At 55.1% G+C, this 16744-nt stretch carries 16 protein-coding genes; all 16 read left to right on the top strand.

Features of this window, described 5'->3' with window-relative positions; all coding sequences use genetic code 11:
- Window positions 1–70 precede the first annotated feature (70 nt).
- The 16 genes from serC to AB4N64_RS16865 all read left to right on the top strand — a co-directional run bounded on the left by serC (window position 71) and on the right by AB4N64_RS16865 (window position 16546).
- Window positions 71–1156, top strand: a complete 1086-nt coding sequence (gene serC / locus AB4N64_RS16940) for a 3-phosphoserine/phosphohydroxythreonine transaminase (RefSeq protein ID WP_460117047.1) — start codon at window positions 71–73, stop codon at window positions 1154–1156.
- Complete coding sequence (pheA, locus tag AB4N64_RS16935) at window positions 1156–2250, top strand: prephenate dehydratase (RefSeq protein WP_460117046.1); 1095 nt, start codon at window positions 1156–1158, stop codon at window positions 2248–2250. Before serC ends, pheA begins: the two co-directional genes overlap by 1 nt.
- 10 nt (window positions 2251–2260) lie before the next feature.
- Entirely contained in the window at window positions 2261–3373 is a 1113-nt protein-coding gene (hisC, locus tag AB4N64_RS16930) for a histidinol-phosphate transaminase (protein ID WP_460117045.1), read from the top strand.
- Between the two features lie 28 nt (window positions 3374–3401).
- Entirely contained in the window at window positions 3402–5609 is a 2208-nt protein-coding gene (locus AB4N64_RS16925; protein ID WP_460126786.1) for a bifunctional prephenate dehydrogenase/3-phosphoshikimate 1-carboxyvinyltransferase, read from the top strand.
- The gene (cmk, locus tag AB4N64_RS16920) at window positions 5606–6295 is read left to right on the top strand and encodes a (d)CMP kinase (RefSeq protein WP_460117044.1); all 690 of its coding nucleotides are present in this window, start codon (window positions 5606–5608) and stop codon (window positions 6293–6295) included. The genes AB4N64_RS16925 and cmk overlap by 4 nt, the downstream gene beginning before the upstream one ends.
- Window positions 6296–6414: 119 nt before the next feature.
- Complete coding sequence (rpsA, locus tag AB4N64_RS16915; protein ID WP_460117043.1) at window positions 6415–8109, top strand: 30S ribosomal protein S1; 1695 nt, start codon at window positions 6415–6417, stop codon at window positions 8107–8109.
- A gap of 211 nt (window positions 8110–8320) precedes the next feature.
- A complete protein-coding gene (locus AB4N64_RS16910; RefSeq protein WP_460117042.1) occupies window positions 8321–8599 on the top strand; it encodes a hypothetical protein in 279 nt (92 codons plus the stop codon).
- A gap of 143 nt (window positions 8600–8742) precedes the next feature.
- Window positions 8743–9039 (top strand): integration host factor subunit beta, encoded by a 297-nt coding sequence (gene ihfB, locus AB4N64_RS16905; RefSeq protein WP_460117041.1) that lies wholly within the window; start codon window positions 8743–8745, stop codon window positions 9037–9039.
- Window positions 9040–9066: 27 nt separating this feature from the next.
- A complete protein-coding gene (locus AB4N64_RS16900; protein WP_460117040.1) occupies window positions 9067–9306 on the top strand; it encodes a LapA family protein in 240 nt (79 codons plus the stop codon).
- A 438-nt stretch (window positions 9307–9744) separates the two neighbouring features.
- Window positions 9745–10269, top strand: a complete 525-nt coding sequence (rfaH, locus tag AB4N64_RS16895; RefSeq protein ID WP_460126784.1) for a transcription/translation regulatory transformer protein RfaH — start codon at window positions 9745–9747, stop codon at window positions 10267–10269.
- A 160-nt stretch (window positions 10270–10429) separates the two neighbouring features.
- On the top strand, window positions 10430–11410 hold the full coding sequence (locus AB4N64_RS16890) for an NAD-dependent 4,6-dehydratase LegB (RefSeq protein WP_460117039.1): 981 nt from the start codon (window positions 10430–10432) through the stop codon (window positions 11408–11410).
- A gap of 9 nt (window positions 11411–11419) precedes the next feature.
- On the top strand, window positions 11420–12571 hold the full coding sequence (locus AB4N64_RS16885; RefSeq protein ID WP_460117038.1) for a LegC family aminotransferase: 1152 nt from the start codon (window positions 11420–11422) through the stop codon (window positions 12569–12571).
- Window positions 12568–13722 carry a UDP-N-acetylglucosamine 2-epimerase gene (neuC, locus tag AB4N64_RS16880; protein WP_460117037.1) on the top strand — a complete coding sequence of 385 codons (1155 nt, stop codon included), beginning with the start codon at window positions 12568–12570 and terminating at the stop codon, window positions 13720–13722. The genes AB4N64_RS16885 and neuC overlap by 4 nt, the downstream gene beginning before the upstream one ends.
- Window positions 13723–13725: 3 nt before the next feature.
- Entirely contained in the window at window positions 13726–14817 is a 1092-nt protein-coding gene (neuB, locus tag AB4N64_RS16875; RefSeq protein WP_460117036.1) for an N-acetylneuraminate synthase, read from the top strand.
- On the top strand, window positions 14814–15482 hold the full coding sequence (locus tag AB4N64_RS16870; RefSeq protein ID WP_460117035.1) for an acetyltransferase: 669 nt from the start codon (window positions 14814–14816) through the stop codon (window positions 15480–15482). Before neuB ends, AB4N64_RS16870 begins: the two co-directional genes overlap by 4 nt.
- Window positions 15483–15499: 17 nt before the next feature.
- Window positions 15500–16546, top strand: coding sequence for a nucleotidyltransferase family protein (locus AB4N64_RS16865; RefSeq protein ID WP_460117034.1), 1047 nt, complete (start codon window positions 15500–15502; stop codon window positions 16544–16546).
- Window positions 16547–16744 lie beyond the last annotated feature (198 nt).

Here is a 16744-nt window from a genome sequence, read left to right as displayed (position 1 = left end):
CAGTAGATCGCTGCCGAGCGATCACAGTGTATTTGTCGTGTGATACCACCAAATCAGAGCGAGATTGGATGTGAGCAAGAGAGCCTATAACTTCTGTGCCGGTCCTGCGGCACTTCCCGAAGCTGTCCTGAAGCGCGCTCAAGGTGAACTCCTTGACTGGCACGGCAAGGGCCTGTCCGTCATGGAAATGAGCCATCGCAGCGATGAGTTCGTGTCCATCGCGACGAAGGCCGAGCAGGACCTGCGTGATCTGCTGAATATCCCATCGAACTACAAAGTGCTGTTCCTGCAAGGTGGCGCGAGCCAGCAGTTCGCTCAGATCCCGCTGAACCTCCTGCCCGAGGGCGGCAGCGCTGACTATATCGACACCGGTATCTGGTCGCAGAAAGCTATTGAAGAAGCTTCGCGCTACGGCCATGTCAATGTTGCGGCAACCGCCAAGCCTTACGATTATTTCGCGATTCCCGGCCAGAACGAATGGAAGCTGTCCAGGGACGCGGCCTATGTTCACTATGCGCCGAACGAAACCATCGGTGGCCTGGAGTTCCAGTGGATTCCCGAGACCGGTGACGTTCCGCTGGTCGCCGACATGTCCTCCGACATCCTCTCGCGTCCGGTCGATGTATCGCGCTTTGGCATGATCTACGCCGGTGCCCAGAAAAACATCGGCCCAAGCGGCATCGTCGTCAACATCATTCGCGAGGACTTGCTGGGCAAGGCCCGCGCCCTGTGCCCGACCATGCTCGACTACAAGGTCGCAGCCGATAACGGCTCGATGTACAACACCCCGCCAACCCTGGCCTGGTATCTGTCCGGCCTGGTGTTCGAGTGGCTCAAGGAGCAGGGTGGTGTGGAAGCCATTGGCAAGCTCAATGAAGTCAAACAGCGCACCCTGTACGATTTCATCGACGCCAGCGGCCTGTACAACAACCCGATCAACAATTCCGATCGCTCGTGGATGAACGTGCCGTTCCGCCTGGCCGACGATCGCCTCGACAAGCCGTTCCTGGCCGGTGCCGAAGAGCGTGGCCTGCTGAACCTCAAGGGGCACCGCTCCGTGGGCGGCATGCGTGCCTCCATCTATAACGCCGTGGATATCGGTGCAATCAATGCGCTGATTTCGTACATGGCAGAGTTCGAGAAGGAACACGGCTGATGTCTGAGCAAGAACTCAAGGCACTGCGCGTTCGCATCGACGCCCTGGACACCAAGGTCCTGGAGCTGATTAGCGAGCGTGCACGCTGCGCCCAGGAAGTTGCGCGAGTCAAGATGTCTTCGCTGGCTGAAGGCGAAGTGCCGGTGTTCTATCGCCCGGAGCGCGAAGCTCAGGTGCTCAAGCGCGTGATGGAACGTAACCAGGGGCCGCTGGGTAACGAAGAGATGGCTCGGCTGTTCCGCGAAATCATGTCCTCGTGCCTGGCGCTCGAGCAGCCATTGAAAGTCGCTTACCTCGGCCCCGAAGGCACCTTCACTCAGGCCGCCGCCATGAAGCACTTTGGTCACGCTGTGATCAGCAAGCCGATGGCGGCAATCGACGAAGTGTTCCGCGAAGTGGCGGCCGGTGCGGTGAATTTTGGCGTGGTTCCGGTGGAGAACTCCACCGAAGGCGCGGTCAACCACACCCTCGATAGCTTCCTCGAACACGACATGGTCATCTGTGGCGAAGTCGAGCTGCGTATTCACCACCACCTGTTGGTGGGTGAAAACACCAAGACCGACAGCATCAGCCGCATCTATTCCCATGCGCAGTCGCTGGCCCAGTGCCGCAAGTGGCTGGATGCACACTACCCGAATGTCGAGCGCGTGGCGGTTTCGAGCAATGCCGAGGCGGCCAAGCGGGTCAAAGGGGAGTGGAACTCGGCGGCGATTGCCGGCGACATGGCGGCCAGCCTCTATGGTCTGACCCGTCTGGCCGAGAAAATCGAGGATCGTCCGGACAACTCCACGCGTTTCCTGATGATCGGTAACCAGGAAGTGCCACCGACCGGCGACGACAAGACGTCGATCATCGTCTCGATGAGCAACAAACCCGGTGCGCTTCATGAATTGCTGGTGCCGTTCCACGACAATGGCATCGACTTGACCCGCATCGAGACGCGTCCTTCGCGCAGCGGTAAATGGACCTACGTGTTCTTTATCGATTTCGTGGGTCACCACCGCGATCCGCTGGTCAAGGGCGTGCTGGAAAAAATCAGTCAGGAAGCAGTGGCACTTAAAGTGTTGGGTTCCTACCCGAAAGCCGTTCTCTAAGGGGTAGCAAATGAGTGGCAACTTCCTCGCCCTGGCACAGCCAGGCGTGCAACAACTGTCGCCCTACGTTCCGGGCAAGCCTGTGGACGAATTGGCGCGCGAGCTGGACATCGATCCGGCCAGCATCGTCAAACTGGCCAGCAACGAAAACCCGTTGGGCGCCAGTCCCAAGGCGCTGGCCGCGATTCGTGAAGAGCTGGCGGAGCTGACCCGCTACCCGGACGGCAATGGTTTTGCGCTCAAATCCCTGTTGGCCGAGCAGTGCCGCGTCGAGCTCAATCAGGTGACGCTGGGCAACGGTTCCAACGACATTCTGGAGCTGGTCGCCCGTGCTTATCTGGCGCCCGGTTTGAATGCGGTGTTCAGCGAACATGCGTTTGCGGTCTACCCCATCGCGACGCAAGCGGTTGGTGCCACGGCCAAAGTGATCCCGGCCAAGGCGTGGGGGCATGATCTGCCGGCCATGCTAGCGGCGATCGACGCCAACACTCGCGTGGTCTTCATCGCCAACCCGAACAACCCGACCGGGACCTGGTTCGACGCCGAGGCGCTGGACGAATTCCTCCAGGACGTGCCAGAGCATGTGCTGGTGGTGCTGGACGAGGCCTACATCGAATACGCCGAAGGCAGCGATCTGCCGGACGGTCTGGATTTCCTGGCGGCCTACCCGAACTTGCTGGTGTCGCGCACCTTCTCCAAGGCGTATGGCCTGGCGTCGCTGCGCGTAGGTTATGGCCTGTCCACCGCCGTGGTCGCCGATGTGCTGAACCGGGTTCGCCAACCGTTCAACGTGAACAGCCTGGCCCTGGCGGCTGCGTGTGCCGCGCTGAAAGACGAAGAGTACCTGGCCGAAAGCCGTCGCCTGAACGAGGCCGGCATGCAGCAACTGGAAGCGGGTTTCCGCGTATTGGGGCTGAGCTGGATCCCGTCGAAGGGTAACTTCATCTGCGTCGATCTGGATCGTGTCGCCGCTCCTGTGTTCCAGGGCCTGTTGCGCGAAGGCGTCATCGTGCGTCCGGTGGCCAACTACGGCATGCCCAATCACCTGCGCGTCACCATCGGTCTGCCATCGGAAAACAGTCGCTTCCTCGAGGCGCTGACCAAGGTTCTGGCTCGTGGTTGATGTCACTTTGCCGCAATCTGCTGAGCCTATGATCGGTCGCCTGGTGGTGGTGGGGCTGGGATTGATCGGTGGTTCGTTTGCCAAGGGCTTGCGTGAAAGCGGTCTGTGCCGCGAGGTGGTCGGCGTCGATCTGGATCCGCAGTCGCGCAGGCTGGCGGTTGAGCTGGGCGTGGTCGATCGTTGCGAAGAAGACCTGGTGAAGGCTTGCCAGGGTGCCGATGTGATTCAGTTGGCCGTGCCGATCCTGGCCATGGAAAAACTGCTCGGCCGTTTGGCCAGCATGGATCTAGGGCAGACGATTCTGACCGACGTGGGCAGCGCCAAGGGCAATGTCGTGCGCGCGGCTACCGAGGTGTTTGGCGGCATGCCGGCGAACTTCGTGCCGGGTCACCCGATTGCCGGTTCCGAGCAGAGTGGGGTGGAAGCCTCCAATGCCGAACTGTTTCGTCGTCATAAAGTTATCCTGACCCCGCTGGATCAAACCGATCCGGCGGCGCTGGCACTCGTTGACCGCTTGTGGCGGGAGCTGGGCGCCGATGTCGAGCACATGCAGGTCGAGCGCCACGACGAAGTGTTGGCGGCGACCAGTCATCTGCCGCACTTGCTGGCGTTCGGCTTGGTCGATTCGCTGGCCAAGCGCAATGAAAACCTTGAGATCTTCCGTTACGCTGCCGGCGGTTTCCGCGATTTCACGAGAATCGCGGGGAGTGACCCGGTCATGTGGCACGACATCTTCCTCGCCAACCGCGAAGCTGTCCTGCGCACACTCGATACATTTCGCAGCGACCTCGACGCCTTGCGCGACGCGGTCGATGCTGGGGATGGGCACCAGTTGTTGGGCGTCTTCACTCGCGCCCGGGTTGCCCGCGAACATTTCAGTAAAATCCTGGCCCGCCGGGCTTATGTGGACGCTATGAACTCCAACGACCTGATTTTCCTGGGACAACCGGGTGGCCGCCTGAATGGGCGGATTCGTGTACCGGGCGACAAATCGATTTCCCACCGTTCGATCATGCTGGGCTCCCTGGCTGAAGGCGTGACCGAAGTCGAAGGCTTCCTCGAGGGTGAAGACGCCCTGGCCACCTTGCAGGCTTTCCGCGACATGGGCGTCGTGATCGAGGGACCCCACCACGGTCGCGTGACCATCCACGGTGTCGGCCTGCACGGCCTGAAGCCAGCGCCGGGCCCGATCTACCTGGGTAACTCCGGCACTTCGATGCGTCTGCTGGCGGGGCTTTTGGCCGCACAGAACTTCGACAGCACCCTGACCGGTGACGCTTCGCTGTCCAAGCGTCCGATGAATCGCGTGGCCAATCCGCTTCGCGAGATGGGCGCCGTGATCGAAACCGCCGCCGAAGGTCGTCCGCCGATGACCATTCGTGGGGGGCATAAACTCAAGGGCTTGACCTACACCATGCCGATGGCCAGCGCCCAGGTTAAATCCTGTCTGCTGCTGGCGGGCCTGTATGCCGAAGGCAAGACCACTGTCACCGAGCCGGCACCGACTCGCGACCACACCGAGCGCATGCTGCGCGGCTTCGGTTACCCGGTCAGTGTCAACGGCGCAACGGCATCGGTTGAATCCGGCCACAAGCTGACCGCCACCCACATTGAAGTCCCAGGGGATATTTCCTCCTCTGCGTTCTTCCTGGTGGCCGCATCGATTGCCGAAGGTTCGGAGCTGGTGCTCGAGCACGTCGGCATCAACCCGACCCGTACTGGCGTTATCGATATCCTTCGTCTGATGGGCGCTGACATCACTCTGGAAAACCAGCGTGAAGTCGGCGGCGAACCTGTTGCGGACTTGCGCGTGCGTGCAGCTAAACTCAAGGGTATCGATATCCCCGAAGAGCTGGTGCCGCTGGCCATTGACGAATTCCCGGTATTGTTCGTGGCCGCAGCCTGCGCAGAAGGGCGCACCGTGCTGCGGGGCGCTGAAGAGCTGCGCGTCAAGGAATCGGACCGGATCCAGGTGATGGCCGATGGCTTGCTGGCGCTGGGCGTCAAGTGCGAACCCACTCCGGACGGCATAATCATCGACGGCGGCCTGATCGGCGGCGGCGAAGTGCACGGTCACGGCGATCACCGTATCGCGATGGCCTTCAGCGTGGCGTCACTGCGCGCCACCGCACCCATCCGTATCCATGATTGCGCCAACGTCGCGACTTCGTTCCCGAATTTCCTGGCGCTGTGCGCGCAGGTCGGTATCCGTGTTGCACAAGAGGCTCAGTCGTGAAAAACATTGCCCCGGTTATCACCATCGATGGGCCAAGTGGCTCCGGAAAGGGCACGGTAGCCGGAATTCTGGCCAAGCGTCTGGGCTGGAACCTGCTGGATTCCGGTGCGCTGTACCGTTTGTTGGCGTTTGCCGCGCATAACCATGGCGTCGACTTGACCAACGAAGAACTGCTGAAAAAACTCGCCGCTCATCTGGATGTTCAATTCATTGCGGCGACCGAAGGTCAGTTGCAGCGCATTATCCTGGAAGGCGACGAAGTCAGCGATGTTATCCGCACCGAAACCATCGGTGCCGGTGCTTCCCAGGTGGCAGCATTGCCGGCCGTGCGAGAGGCGCTGCTGCAGCGTCAGCGTGCATTCCAGGAGGCGCCTGGTCTGGTGGCTGACGGGCGGGACATGGGAACCGTCGTTTTTCCGGATGCCCCGTTGAAGATTTTCCTCACTGCCAGTGCCGAGGAGCGCGCGCGCCGTCGATACTTGCAGTTGAAGGGAAAAGTCGATGGTGTTAGTCTGTCGAGTCTGCTAGATGAGATACGTGCGCGCGATGAGCGTGACACCCAGCGAGCGGTAGCCCCGCTCAAGCCGGCGGCTGACGCCATTCAGCTGGATTCCACGGAATTATCCATCGATCAGGTGCTGGAACGCATCATGAGCGAGATCGCCATTCGCGATATCGCCGGGTGACCAAGAGGGCCGCAGGGGACCAGTCATAGTCCTGGGGCGCCTCTTTTAAATGCAACCAACCCACATCGTCTGGGATGTGGAAATGGGCGTATTCTTCGCCCTTATCTACAGGAATTAAAATGAGCGAAAGCTTTGCGGAACTCTTTGAAGAAAGCCTAAAAACCCTGAACCTTCAGGCTGGCTCCATCATCACCGGTGTTATCGTTGATATCGATTACCAAGCTCGCTGGGTAACCGTTCACGCTGGCCTGAAGTCTGAAGCACTCATCCCGCTTGAGCAGTTCTACAACGATGCTGGCGAACTGAACATCAACGTTGGTGACGAAGTTCACGTTGCTCTGGATTCGGTTGAAGACGGCTTTGGTGAAACCAAGCTGTCCCGTGAAAAAGCCAAGCGCGCTGAATGCTGGATTGTTCTGGAAGCAGCCTTCGCAGCCGAAGAAGTGGTCAAGGGCGTTATCAACGGTAAGGTTAAAGGCGGCTTCACTGTCGACGTTAACGGCATCCGTGCGTTCCTGCCAGGTTCTCTGGTTGACGTCCGTCCTGTGCGCGATACCACGCACCTGGAAGGCAAAGAGCTGGAATTCAAGGTCATCAAACTCGACCAGAAGCGCAACAACGTTGTCGTTTCCCGTCGCAGCGTCCTCGAAGCCGAGAACTCCGCCGAGCGTGAAGCTCTGCTGGAATCCCTGCAGGAAGGCCAACAAGTCAAAGGTATCGTCAAGAACCTCACCGATTACGGCGCATTCGTCGATCTGGGTGGCGTCGATGGCCTGCTGCACATTACCGACATGGCTTGGAAGCGCATCAAGCATCCTTCCGAAATCGTCAACGTTGGCGACGAGATCGATGTCAAGGTTCTGAAATACGATCGCGAGCGCAACCGTGTTTCCCTGGGCCTGAAGCAACTGGGTGAAGATCCATGGGTCGCTATCAAAGCCCGTTACCCAGAAAGCACCCGCGTTACCGCTCGTGTAACCAACCTGACCGACTACGGCTGCTTCGCTGAGCTGGAAGAAGGCGTTGAAGGTCTGGTACACGTTTCCGAAATGGACTGGACCAACAAGAACATCCACCCTTCGAAAGTCGTACAAGTCGGCGACGAAGTGGAAGTCATGGTTCTGGACATCGACGAAGAGCGTCGTCGTATCTCCCTCGGCATCAAGCAGTGCAAGTCCAACCCATGGGAAGACTTCTCTGGCCAGTTCAACAAGGGCGATAAAATCTCCGGCACCATCAAGTCGATCACCGATTTCGGTATCTTCATTGGTCTGGACGGCGGCATCGACGGTCTGGTTCACCTGTCCGACATCTCCTGGAACGAAGTGGGCGAAGAAGCCGTACGCCGCTTCAAGAAGGGCGACGAGCTGGACACCGTTATCCTGTCGGTTGACCCAGAGCGCGAGCGCATCTCCCTGGGTATCAAGCAATTGGAAAGCGATCCGTTCTCCGAGTACGTCTCGGTTAACGACAAAGGCGCCATCGTTAAAGGCACTGTGAAAGAAGTTGACGCCAAAGGCGCCATCATCGTTCTGGCCGACGATATCGAAGCGACTCTGAAAGCCTCCGAAATCAGCCGTGACCGCGTTGAAGACGCGCGCAACGTTCTGAAAGAAGGCGAAGAAGTAGAAGCCAAGATCATCAGCGTTGACCGCAAGAGCCGCGTAATCCAGCTGTCGATCAAGTCGAAAGACGTTGAAGACGAAAAAGAAGCCATCCAGAGCCTGCGCGACAAGCCAGTCGCTTCGGATGCTCCAGTAGCCACCACTCTGGGTGACCTGCTGCGTGCTGCACAAGCGGAAAAACAGAACTAAGTTCTGACTTTCTGTGAAAAAGGGCGACTTCGGTCGCCCTTTTTTGTGCCTGAGATTTGGCGCGGCCCATGTATTTCGGGGAAATCCCCCTCGGGAAACCAAAGGCCGTCTACTGGGGTCTGTTTCTGTAGCAGGATCAAATGCTTATTTGCAGCTAGTCTTGGTCTAAAGCGAGTCGCAGTCGGACAGGGTGCCTGGCCTAAGGAAGTGAATGAACAAGCTCATTGTCGTGATAGCCCTAGTGATGCTGGCGGGTTGTGGCACCACAGCAAAGACGCATGCCGTGCGCGGGGTCAGCGGTATAAAGGTCGACTGCTCAGGGTTGGGCTCAGGATGGGAAAAATGCCAGAAGCGCGCCGCCAAGGAATGTAAGGGGGCCGGTTACAAAGTGATCACAAGGTCTGACGACGCCAAGGATGAGGATGAATACCCCTTCGGATTCAACCCTGCTGGCTACTTGACACGTACCATGCTGGTTGTCTGTGTGTAGCTGGCGCCCGGTATTGCTGAATCGCATCAGGTTCTCAATGCAACGTGGGGGCTGATGTCAATACTTAGGCTGTTCAAATGCCTCCGGTCGTGCTAAAACCTCTGAAGCGATTTTCCTAGCTGCTTGAAAAAGAAGGGAAAAATATGACGAAGTCGGAGTTGATCGAACGAATTGTCACCCATCAAGGGCTGCTCTCATCGAAGGATGTGGAATTGGCCATCAAGACTATGCTTGAACAGATGTCCCAATGCCTGGCGACCGGTGATCGGATTGAGATCCGCGGGTTTGGCAGTTTTTCTCTGCACTATCGGGCGCCACGGGTTGGGCGTAATCCGAAGACTGGGCAGTCGGTGAGTCTGGATGGGAAGTTTGTTCCGCATTTCAAGCCGGGGAAGGAGTTGAGGGATCGGGTTAATGAGGAGGAGGAGCAGGAGGTTTGATCCTGTACTCACTTCAGGGGGTATGCTATGCGTAATCTCATGCGGATGGTCTTCGTCGTATCCGTTCTGTTGCTGATTCTGTCGATCCTGGCATTTGTATTGGAGAATCAGCAGTCTGTTGCGCTTTTGTTTCTCGGGTGGGCAGTCCCTGAGTTGCCAGTATCGCTTCTCATACTTCTAGCGATGCTCTTCGGTATGTTGATTGGGCCCACTGTTTACTGGGGTGTGAGGCGCAAGGCTAAAGTCACAAGCAAGCGCGTTGTCTGATTGAATTAGCACGTCCAGTCAGGCGTCAATTGTCTGCTAATTGTTTGAGCTGTAGTTTCCTCTTTCTTTGTGAGTTCGCTGCCTTCCTGTTGGGCTCAATGCTGACGGACCTTTTTCGGGGTTTGTCGGCATCGTCATGTGCGGTTACAAAAACTCCTGCGTTGAAGCTTGGCGCTAAAGGGGAAGTTCTTTTCTATTCCCGGAACGTGTCGTCTTTAAGTAAATCCTCCGGTGCGGCGTCATCGGCTTTCGCGGTTGGAGGATGAGGTGTAGCTGGTCATGACGGGTGGGGGGCAGGATGAGGGGATGTAGTGTGTTAATGTGTAGATCTGCTTGGTCGTCATCGAAGCTGATGGCCATTTGATAAGAAATTTCCGATTGCTTCATTAGGCTGCAAGCGATGGCTGAATCATGGATGCGACCATTAGTGACAAGTACATGCATGTGAACAGCTGCGACCCAAGCCTCCATCTTCCCGCTTGCGAAAAAAGCGAGTGGTATCTCGTGCAGTGTAAACCTCGACAGGATAAGCGCGCTGAAGAAAACCTCAGTCGGCAAGGCTACCAGTGTGCCCGTCCTGTATGTCGTCGCGATCGGGTCGTGCGCGGTAAGCAGGCCTCCGTGCGAGAGTCGCTGTTTCCAGGTTACCTCTTTATCTGCCTTCCAAACAGCGCCAATTGGGCACCTCTACGCTCCACGCGAGGTGTCAGCCGAGTGGTCAGTTTTGGCGGAAAACCCTTGGCGGTTGACCCGGAAATCGTGATCCAGCTACAGCGCCGAGCGGAAGATCCCAGACCTGCATTCGTTGCGGGCGCGCGTGTTCGAGTTTTCGATGGGAAATTAGGTGGTCTGGAGGCTATTTTTATGTCAGCGGACGGTGGTGAGCGCGTAGTATTGTTGATCAATCTGCTCCATCGTCAGCAAACGGTGAGCATGCCACTCGTGAGCGTCTCTGCGTTTTGAAAAAGAGGATGCGGACATTGCAAGCACTACGTTCTCGGGAAGTCGACGTAAAATCCTGTGGCGGTAGCGTGCCCGGTGATGATGACGTTCTTTGACCTTGGTGAACGCTTCTTGTGTTCAAGGCAATGAGTCTTTACTTAAAATTCAAAGGTAAAAGCAAGTGAAAAAAGTATTAGTGACGGGCGCCGATGGCTTTATTGGCTCTCACTTGACGGAGTTGTTGGTTCGAGAGGGCTATGAAGTCAAGGCGCTATCCCAATATAACTCCTTTAATTATTGGGGGTGGTTGGAAGACGTTGATTGTTTGAATAGTATTGAAGTGCTGAGTGGCGACGTGCGAGATCCTCATTACTGCAAGCATATTACCAAGGATGTCGATCTGGTATTCCATCTTGCAGCACTAATTGCCATCCCTTATTCGTATGTTGCACCGGACAGCTATGTAGATACAAATGTCAAAGGGACGTTGAATATTTGTCAGGCGGCGTTAGAGAATGGTGTTCAGCGCATTATTCATACTTCCACCAGTGAGGTGTATGGTACCGCGCAGTATGTGCCGATAGATGAAAAACACCCGTTGCAAGCTCAGTCGCCCTATAGTGCGTCGAAGATAGGCGCAGATGCAATGGCTATGAGTTTTTTCAATGCTTTCGATTTGCCACTGACTATCGCGCGCCCCTTTAACACTTATGGTCCTCGACAATCAGCGAGAGCTGTAATTCCTACAATCATTACCCAGATTGCGAGCGGTAAAAAACAGATAAAATTGGGTGATGTAAGTCCTACTCGGGACTTCAACTATGTGGCAGATACGTGCCGGGGTTTCCTCGAACTTGCTAGATGTGAAAAGGCTGTCGGAGAGACGGTCAATATCGGCTCGAACTATGAGATTTCAGTTGGGGATACACTTCACCTAATCCGCGAGTTGATGGGTAGTGATGTAGAATTTCTGACTGATGATCAGCGTATTCGCCCGGAAAAATCGGAAGTCTTCCGTCTGTGGTGTGATAATACAAAAATAAGCAACCTAACCGGCTTCAAGCCAGAGTACTCTATCCGCCAGGGGTTGCAAGGAACCATCGATTGGTTGTCGCGTCCGGAAAACCTAGCCAAATATAAAGCAGATATATACAACGTTTGAGGCTCTAGCATGTTCGACTCGCTTGTAAGTTTTGTGCGTGAACAGTATCGTACAAACGAATTTATTCCACTGCATGCTCCTAGTTTTAAGGGGAACGAACGGGATTACGTGGTGGAAACCATTGAGTCGACTTTTGTTTCGAGCGTTGGTTCTTTCGTCGATCGTTTTGAACGTGATATATCTGCTTACACTGGCAGCCCGCGGGCTATTGCGACTGTAAACGGGACTGCGGCGTTACACACAGCATTGATGTTGGCTGGTGTAAAGGCGGGAGACCTCGTTATCACCCAGCCTCTAACATTCGTTGCAACTTGCAATGCTATCGCTTACTGCGGAGCTGAGCCGGTTTTTATCGATGTCGATCGTCACACCTTAGGACTGTCCCCAGTTGCGCTAGATGAGTGGCTTCATGAGTATGCCCGATTGGATGTAGATGGGCTGTGCCGGCTTAAGGGGGGGGGGCGCATAGTCCGAGCCTGTTTGCCCATGCACACCTTCGGTCATCCTGTCGAAATTGATAAACTGCTTGAGGTTTGTCGTAGATGGCGGTTGGTAGTCGTTGAAGACGCTGCGGAGTCGTTGGGGAGTTTGTATAAAGGTCGGCATACCGGCACCTTCGGTGAGTTGGGTACTCTGAGCTTTAATGGCAACAAAATCATTACTACCGGAGGCGGTGGCATGATTTTGACCAATGAAAATTTTGGAATAAAAGCCAAGCACTTGACTACGACGGCCAAACTTCCTCACCCATATGAGTATGTGCATGATGAGGTCGGTTACAACTATCGACTTCCCAATCTGAATGCCGCACTGGGATGCGCTCAATTGGAGCAACTGGAAGAGTTCATCAAAATGAAACGGTCCTTGGCAGCGCGGTATGAGAAGGAATTGCAAGGGAGCGAACTGCATTTTGTTCATGAGCCAGAAGATTGTCGCTCTAACTATTGGCTGAACGCGGTGGTGTGTGAAAACCGCGACAGGCGCGACGCTTTGCTGAAGGCGACGAATGATAGAGGTGTCATGACTAGACCCATTTGGCAGCTGATGAACCATCTGCCAAAGTACTCTAATTGTTTACGTGGCGATCTCAGTAACGCGACATGGTTGGAGGCTCGTATCGTCAACCTCCCCAGCAGCGTCACTCCGGAGGTTAGTGCGTGAAACGAAAAGTCGCCGTTTTCACTGGTACGAGGGCGGAGTACGGTCTGCTTTATTGGTTGATGAAGGATATCGAGGCGAGCCGTCACCTCGAACTACAGCTCATCGTCAGTGGCACTCATCTCTCGCCGGAATTTGGTGAAACCTGGCGGCAGGTGGCGGAGGATGGTTTTTCTATTGATGCGAAGGTAGAGATGCTGTTGTCCTCGGACACCTCCGTTGGCGTGGTCAAGTCAATGGGGCTGGGGACTATTGGGTTCGCGGACGCGTTGGACAGGTTGAAGCCAGATGTGCTCGTGGTGCTGGGTGATCGGTTTGAAGCTCTGGCAATCGTCCAGGCCGCTTTGATTATGCGAATTCCGGTAGCACACCTTCATGGCGGTGAAATCACCGAAGGTGCCTATGACGATGCCATTCGACACGCCATCAGCAAGATGGCCTATCTGCATTTTGTAGCGGCGCAGCCCTATCGGACGCGTGTCATACAAATGGGAGAGTCGCCTGAGCGAGTTTTCAATGTGGGTGCTATCGGCCTGGACCATCTGCTTCGCAGCCCCCGGATGGATCTCGCAGAGCTTTCTGAAAGCCTCGGATTCGAGCTTCGCTCGCCGTTTATATTGGCGACATACCATCCCGTCACTATGCTCGAAGAAGATCCAGTCCGGAGTTTTTCTGCCCTACTAGAGGCCCTGGATCAGTTTCCGACACATCAGATAATTTTGACGTATCCAAATGCGGATAATGGAGGCAGAGCGATTATTCCGCTCTTGGAAGCCTATGCTCAAGCGGAACCCGCGCGAGTACTGGCTATTCCTACTCTCGGGTTCAGGCGTTATCTGAGCGCCGTTTCGTTGGCGGCAGTCGTTATTGGCAATTCGTCCAGCGGAATCATTGAAGTGCCAGCATTTGGTATCCCTACCGTTGATATTGGTGCGCGTCAACAAGGGCGATTGGCGGCGGATTCCGTCCTCCATTGTGCGGCGGATACCGCGGCTATTCAGTCGACACTAATCAAAGCTTTGACGAAAGAGTTCGCCGAAATTTGTAGGCACACGATAAATCCTTATGGGAAGGGTAATGCGTCTCAGAGCATCGTGAATGTCCTTGAACGATTCGACGGAATATCTCATAAAACATTCCACGATTTGAGCTGATAAATGAACCAGTCCAGTAAAGATACCGTGTATATCATTGCCGAAGCGGGCGTAAACCATAATGGTGATCGGGCACTGGCTTTTGCGTTGGTTGACGCCGCCGCTGATGCGGGCGCTGATGCCGTGAAGTTTCAGACGTTTGACGCTGCACGTCTGGCCTCGCGTCATGCTCCAAAGGCGTCTTATCAGAAGAAAAGTACGGACGAGTTCGAGAGTCAGCTGTCCATGCTTAAAAAGCTGGAGTTGCCGAGAGAATGGCACAAGGAACTTCAAAGCTATGCCAGAGGCAAAGGGGTTGAGTTTTTATCCACTGCCTTTGATACCGATAGTCTGACGTTTCTTTCGGATCTTGGAATGCCTTTCTTCAAGGTTCCTTCGGGTGAACTAACCAATGGACCGCTATTATGGCAGTTTGCGCGGACCGGAAAAAAACTGGTTCTGTCCACTGGTATGGCAACGCTGAGTGAGGTCGAGCAGGCTCTTGCGATTGTCGCGCATGCAATGCAGTTCAGCCAGGAGCCTGTTGACATGGACGAAGCCTGGCGTTGCTGGGGAATGAGTGAGTGCCGCGCACGGCTACAGGGGCACGTCACGCTACTGCATTGCACTTCTCAGTACCCTACACCGTGGAATGAAGTCAATTTAAAGGCAATGGACACATTGGCAAACGCTTTCAATCTGGACGTCGGTTATTCAGACCATACAGTTGGCTGCCTGATTCCGGTTGCAGCAGTAGCTCGCGGCGCCAAGGTGATAGAAAAACATTTCACACTTGATCGCTCTTTGCCTGGTCCTGATCACAATGCTTCGCTGGAACCCGATGAACTGAAACAAATGGTTTCGGAAATTCGAGCTCTGGAGTTGGCGCTGGGCAGTCCATGCAAAGCACCCCAAGCCAGCGAATGGGACACGCGTAAAGCAGCGCGACAACAAGTCGTCGCTGCGAGGGGTATTGCTGCGGGTTCGAAATTGGTTCGGGAGGATTTGAGCACTGCACGCAGTGGGCAGGGGTTGCCGGCAATCGCGTTATGGAGCTTGGTTGGCACTTTCTCGGCTCGCAGCTATGAAGCGGGCGATGCGATTACCGACCAATGACAAAGAACTCTGCGAATCATATGCCATTGGTCATGCTCGGTGCGGGAGGGCATGCCAAGGTGCTACTGTCACTGGCTCAGTTGTTGGGTTTGGATATTCATGGCATCTGCGCACCAGAGTTGAGGGAGCAGGGCATTGGCGAGTGGCGCGGTTGCAAGGTTCTAGGTGGGGATGAGGTCCTTGAGATGCTTGATCCTGGCAGTGTAGGCCTGATCAATGGCATTGGGCAGTTAGTTGGAGGTGCCGGCAGACGTAATGTCTACGAGCGACTCACAGCACGGGGCTTTCTCTTTCCTGCACTAAAACATCCTGCAGCCTGGGTTGATCCAAGTGTCTCTCTTGGCGACGGGGCACAAATAATGGCCGGAGCCATCATTCAGGCTGACGCTGTCATCGGTGCAAACTCAATCATCAATACCCGAGCCAGTATCGACCATGACTGTCGTATTGGATCACATGTACATGTCGCTCCCGCGGCTACACTGTGCGGAAATGTGCGCGTCGGAGACCGGGCATTCATTGCTTGCAGTGCCGCGGTGATACAAGGCATCAGCATTGGCAACGATGCGGTCGTTGGGGCGGGAGCTGTTTTGGTTCGAGATCTTGCCGCTCACCATATAATGTTTGGCTCCAGGGCACCGAGTCGCTTCGTGCCGGGTGAGTAATCAAAAGAAGGTATTCAATGAAGCAGTGGGAGTTAACGCTCGTCGGCCCAGAGATTTCTCTGGTGGACGCTATTGCTACGCTTGACCGCGTGGCACTGAAAATTGTCATGGTCGTCGATCATGAGCGTCGTCTCTTGGGTACGGTTACTGATGGCGATGTCCGTAGAGCTTTGTTGAAGCGTCTGTCACTGGAAACGCCGGTGCGTGACGTGATGTGTGCTACTCCAAGGACGGCTGAGAAAGGTTGGGACAGGGCTCGAATCCTTGCGGTGATGGAAAAGTACAAGCTGTTGCAGCTACCGGTGCTGGACCCGCAGGGGTTGGTCATTGGCCTTGAGACCTTGCAGGAGCTTCTGGATAAACAGCGCAGGCACAATCCAGTATTTCTGATGGCGGGTGGCTTCGGTACTAGGTTACGGCCACTAACTCAAAATTGTCCGAAACCCCTTCTGAAAGTAGGTGAAAAGCCTATTCTCGAGCTAATCCTGAGAAGTTTTATCAATTCTGGATTTCATCGGTTTTTCATATCTACTCATTACATGCCGGAGATGATCCGAGAGCACTTCGGAGATGGCAGCAAATGGGGGGTAGACATCCGCTACGTGCACGAAGAGGAGCCGCTGGGTACAGGTGGGGCACTGGGTTTGCTACCACATGATGAGATTGATTTACCGCTGTTCATGATGAACGGAGATTTGCTAACGACACTAAATTTCTTGAATCTGCTCGAGTTTCACCAGAATCATTCTGGTGCAGCGACCATGTGCGTGCGCGAATATGAATACTGCGTGCCTTACGGCGTTATTCAAAGTGAAGGTCATCGAATTCGTTCCATGGTAGAGAAGCCAATTCAACGCTTTTTTATCAATGCTGGTATTTACATATTATCGCCCGAGTTGGTGAAACGTGTAGCACCGGGGACTCGTGTTGATATGCCAACTTTGTTGGAGTCAGAGATTGCCGAAGGGCGAGATGTCAACATGTTCCCAGTGCATGAATATTGGCTGGATATCGGCAGGATGGAAGATTTTCAGCGCGCGCAGCAAGAGTTCGGATCGTTATGAATGTTGCTTCTCAGAGTTTCTTTGAGGTGGGCGGCGAAAGCATTGCCCGCAGGTTATTCGATAAAAATTTTGTAATGCTTCAGTACTCCAGTGTTTGACCTGAAGCACAGGTAGAGGCAGTAGTAATGAGTGCGTTGCAATTGTGCGTCACGTGGCAAGGTAGTCGATCGTTGCGTGATGCATTGGTAAATTAAAATA

It is taken from the genome of Pseudomonas sp. S2_C03, assembly GCF_054668405.1.
Note: the sequence above shows the minus strand (reverse complement) of the source record. Positions and strands in the feature narration are given on the sequence as shown.

What these genes read in the sequence shown, in the direction of transcription:
- pheA (WP_460117046.1), top strand. Translation starts at nt 1,156, where the DNA reads ATGTCTGAGCAAGAACTCAAGGCACTGCGCGTTCGCATCGACGCCCTG.
- hisC (WP_460117045.1), top strand. Translation starts at nt 2,261, where the DNA reads ATGAGTGGCAACTTCCTCGCCCTGGCACAGCCAGGCGTGCAACAACTG.
- AB4N64_RS16925 (WP_460126786.1), top strand. Translation starts at nt 3,402, where the DNA reads ATGATCGGTCGCCTGGTGGTGGTGGGGCTGGGATTGATCGGTGGTTCG.
- rpsA (WP_460117043.1), top strand. Translation starts at nt 6,415, where the DNA reads ATGAGCGAAAGCTTTGCGGAACTCTTTGAAGAAAGCCTAAAAACCCTG.
- AB4N64_RS16910 (WP_460117042.1), top strand. Translation starts at nt 8,321, where the DNA reads ATGAACAAGCTCATTGTCGTGATAGCCCTAGTGATGCTGGCGGGTTGT.
- ihfB (WP_460117041.1), top strand. Translation starts at nt 8,743, where the DNA reads ATGACGAAGTCGGAGTTGATCGAACGAATTGTCACCCATCAAGGGCTG.
- AB4N64_RS16900 (WP_460117040.1), top strand. Translation starts at nt 9,067, where the DNA reads ATGCGTAATCTCATGCGGATGGTCTTCGTCGTATCCGTTCTGTTGCTG.
- rfaH (WP_460126784.1), top strand. Translation starts at nt 9,745, where the DNA reads ATGCATGTGAACAGCTGCGACCCAAGCCTCCATCTTCCCGCTTGCGAA.
- AB4N64_RS16885 (WP_460117038.1), top strand. Translation starts at nt 11,420, where the DNA reads ATGTTCGACTCGCTTGTAAGTTTTGTGCGTGAACAGTATCGTACAAAC.
- neuB (WP_460117036.1), top strand. Translation starts at nt 13,726, where the DNA reads ATGAACCAGTCCAGTAAAGATACCGTGTATATCATTGCCGAAGCGGGC.
- AB4N64_RS16870 (WP_460117035.1), top strand. Translation starts at nt 14,814, where the DNA reads ATGACAAAGAACTCTGCGAATCATATGCCATTGGTCATGCTCGGTGCG.
- AB4N64_RS16865 (WP_460117034.1), top strand. Translation starts at nt 15,500, where the DNA reads ATGAAGCAGTGGGAGTTAACGCTCGTCGGCCCAGAGATTTCTCTGGTG.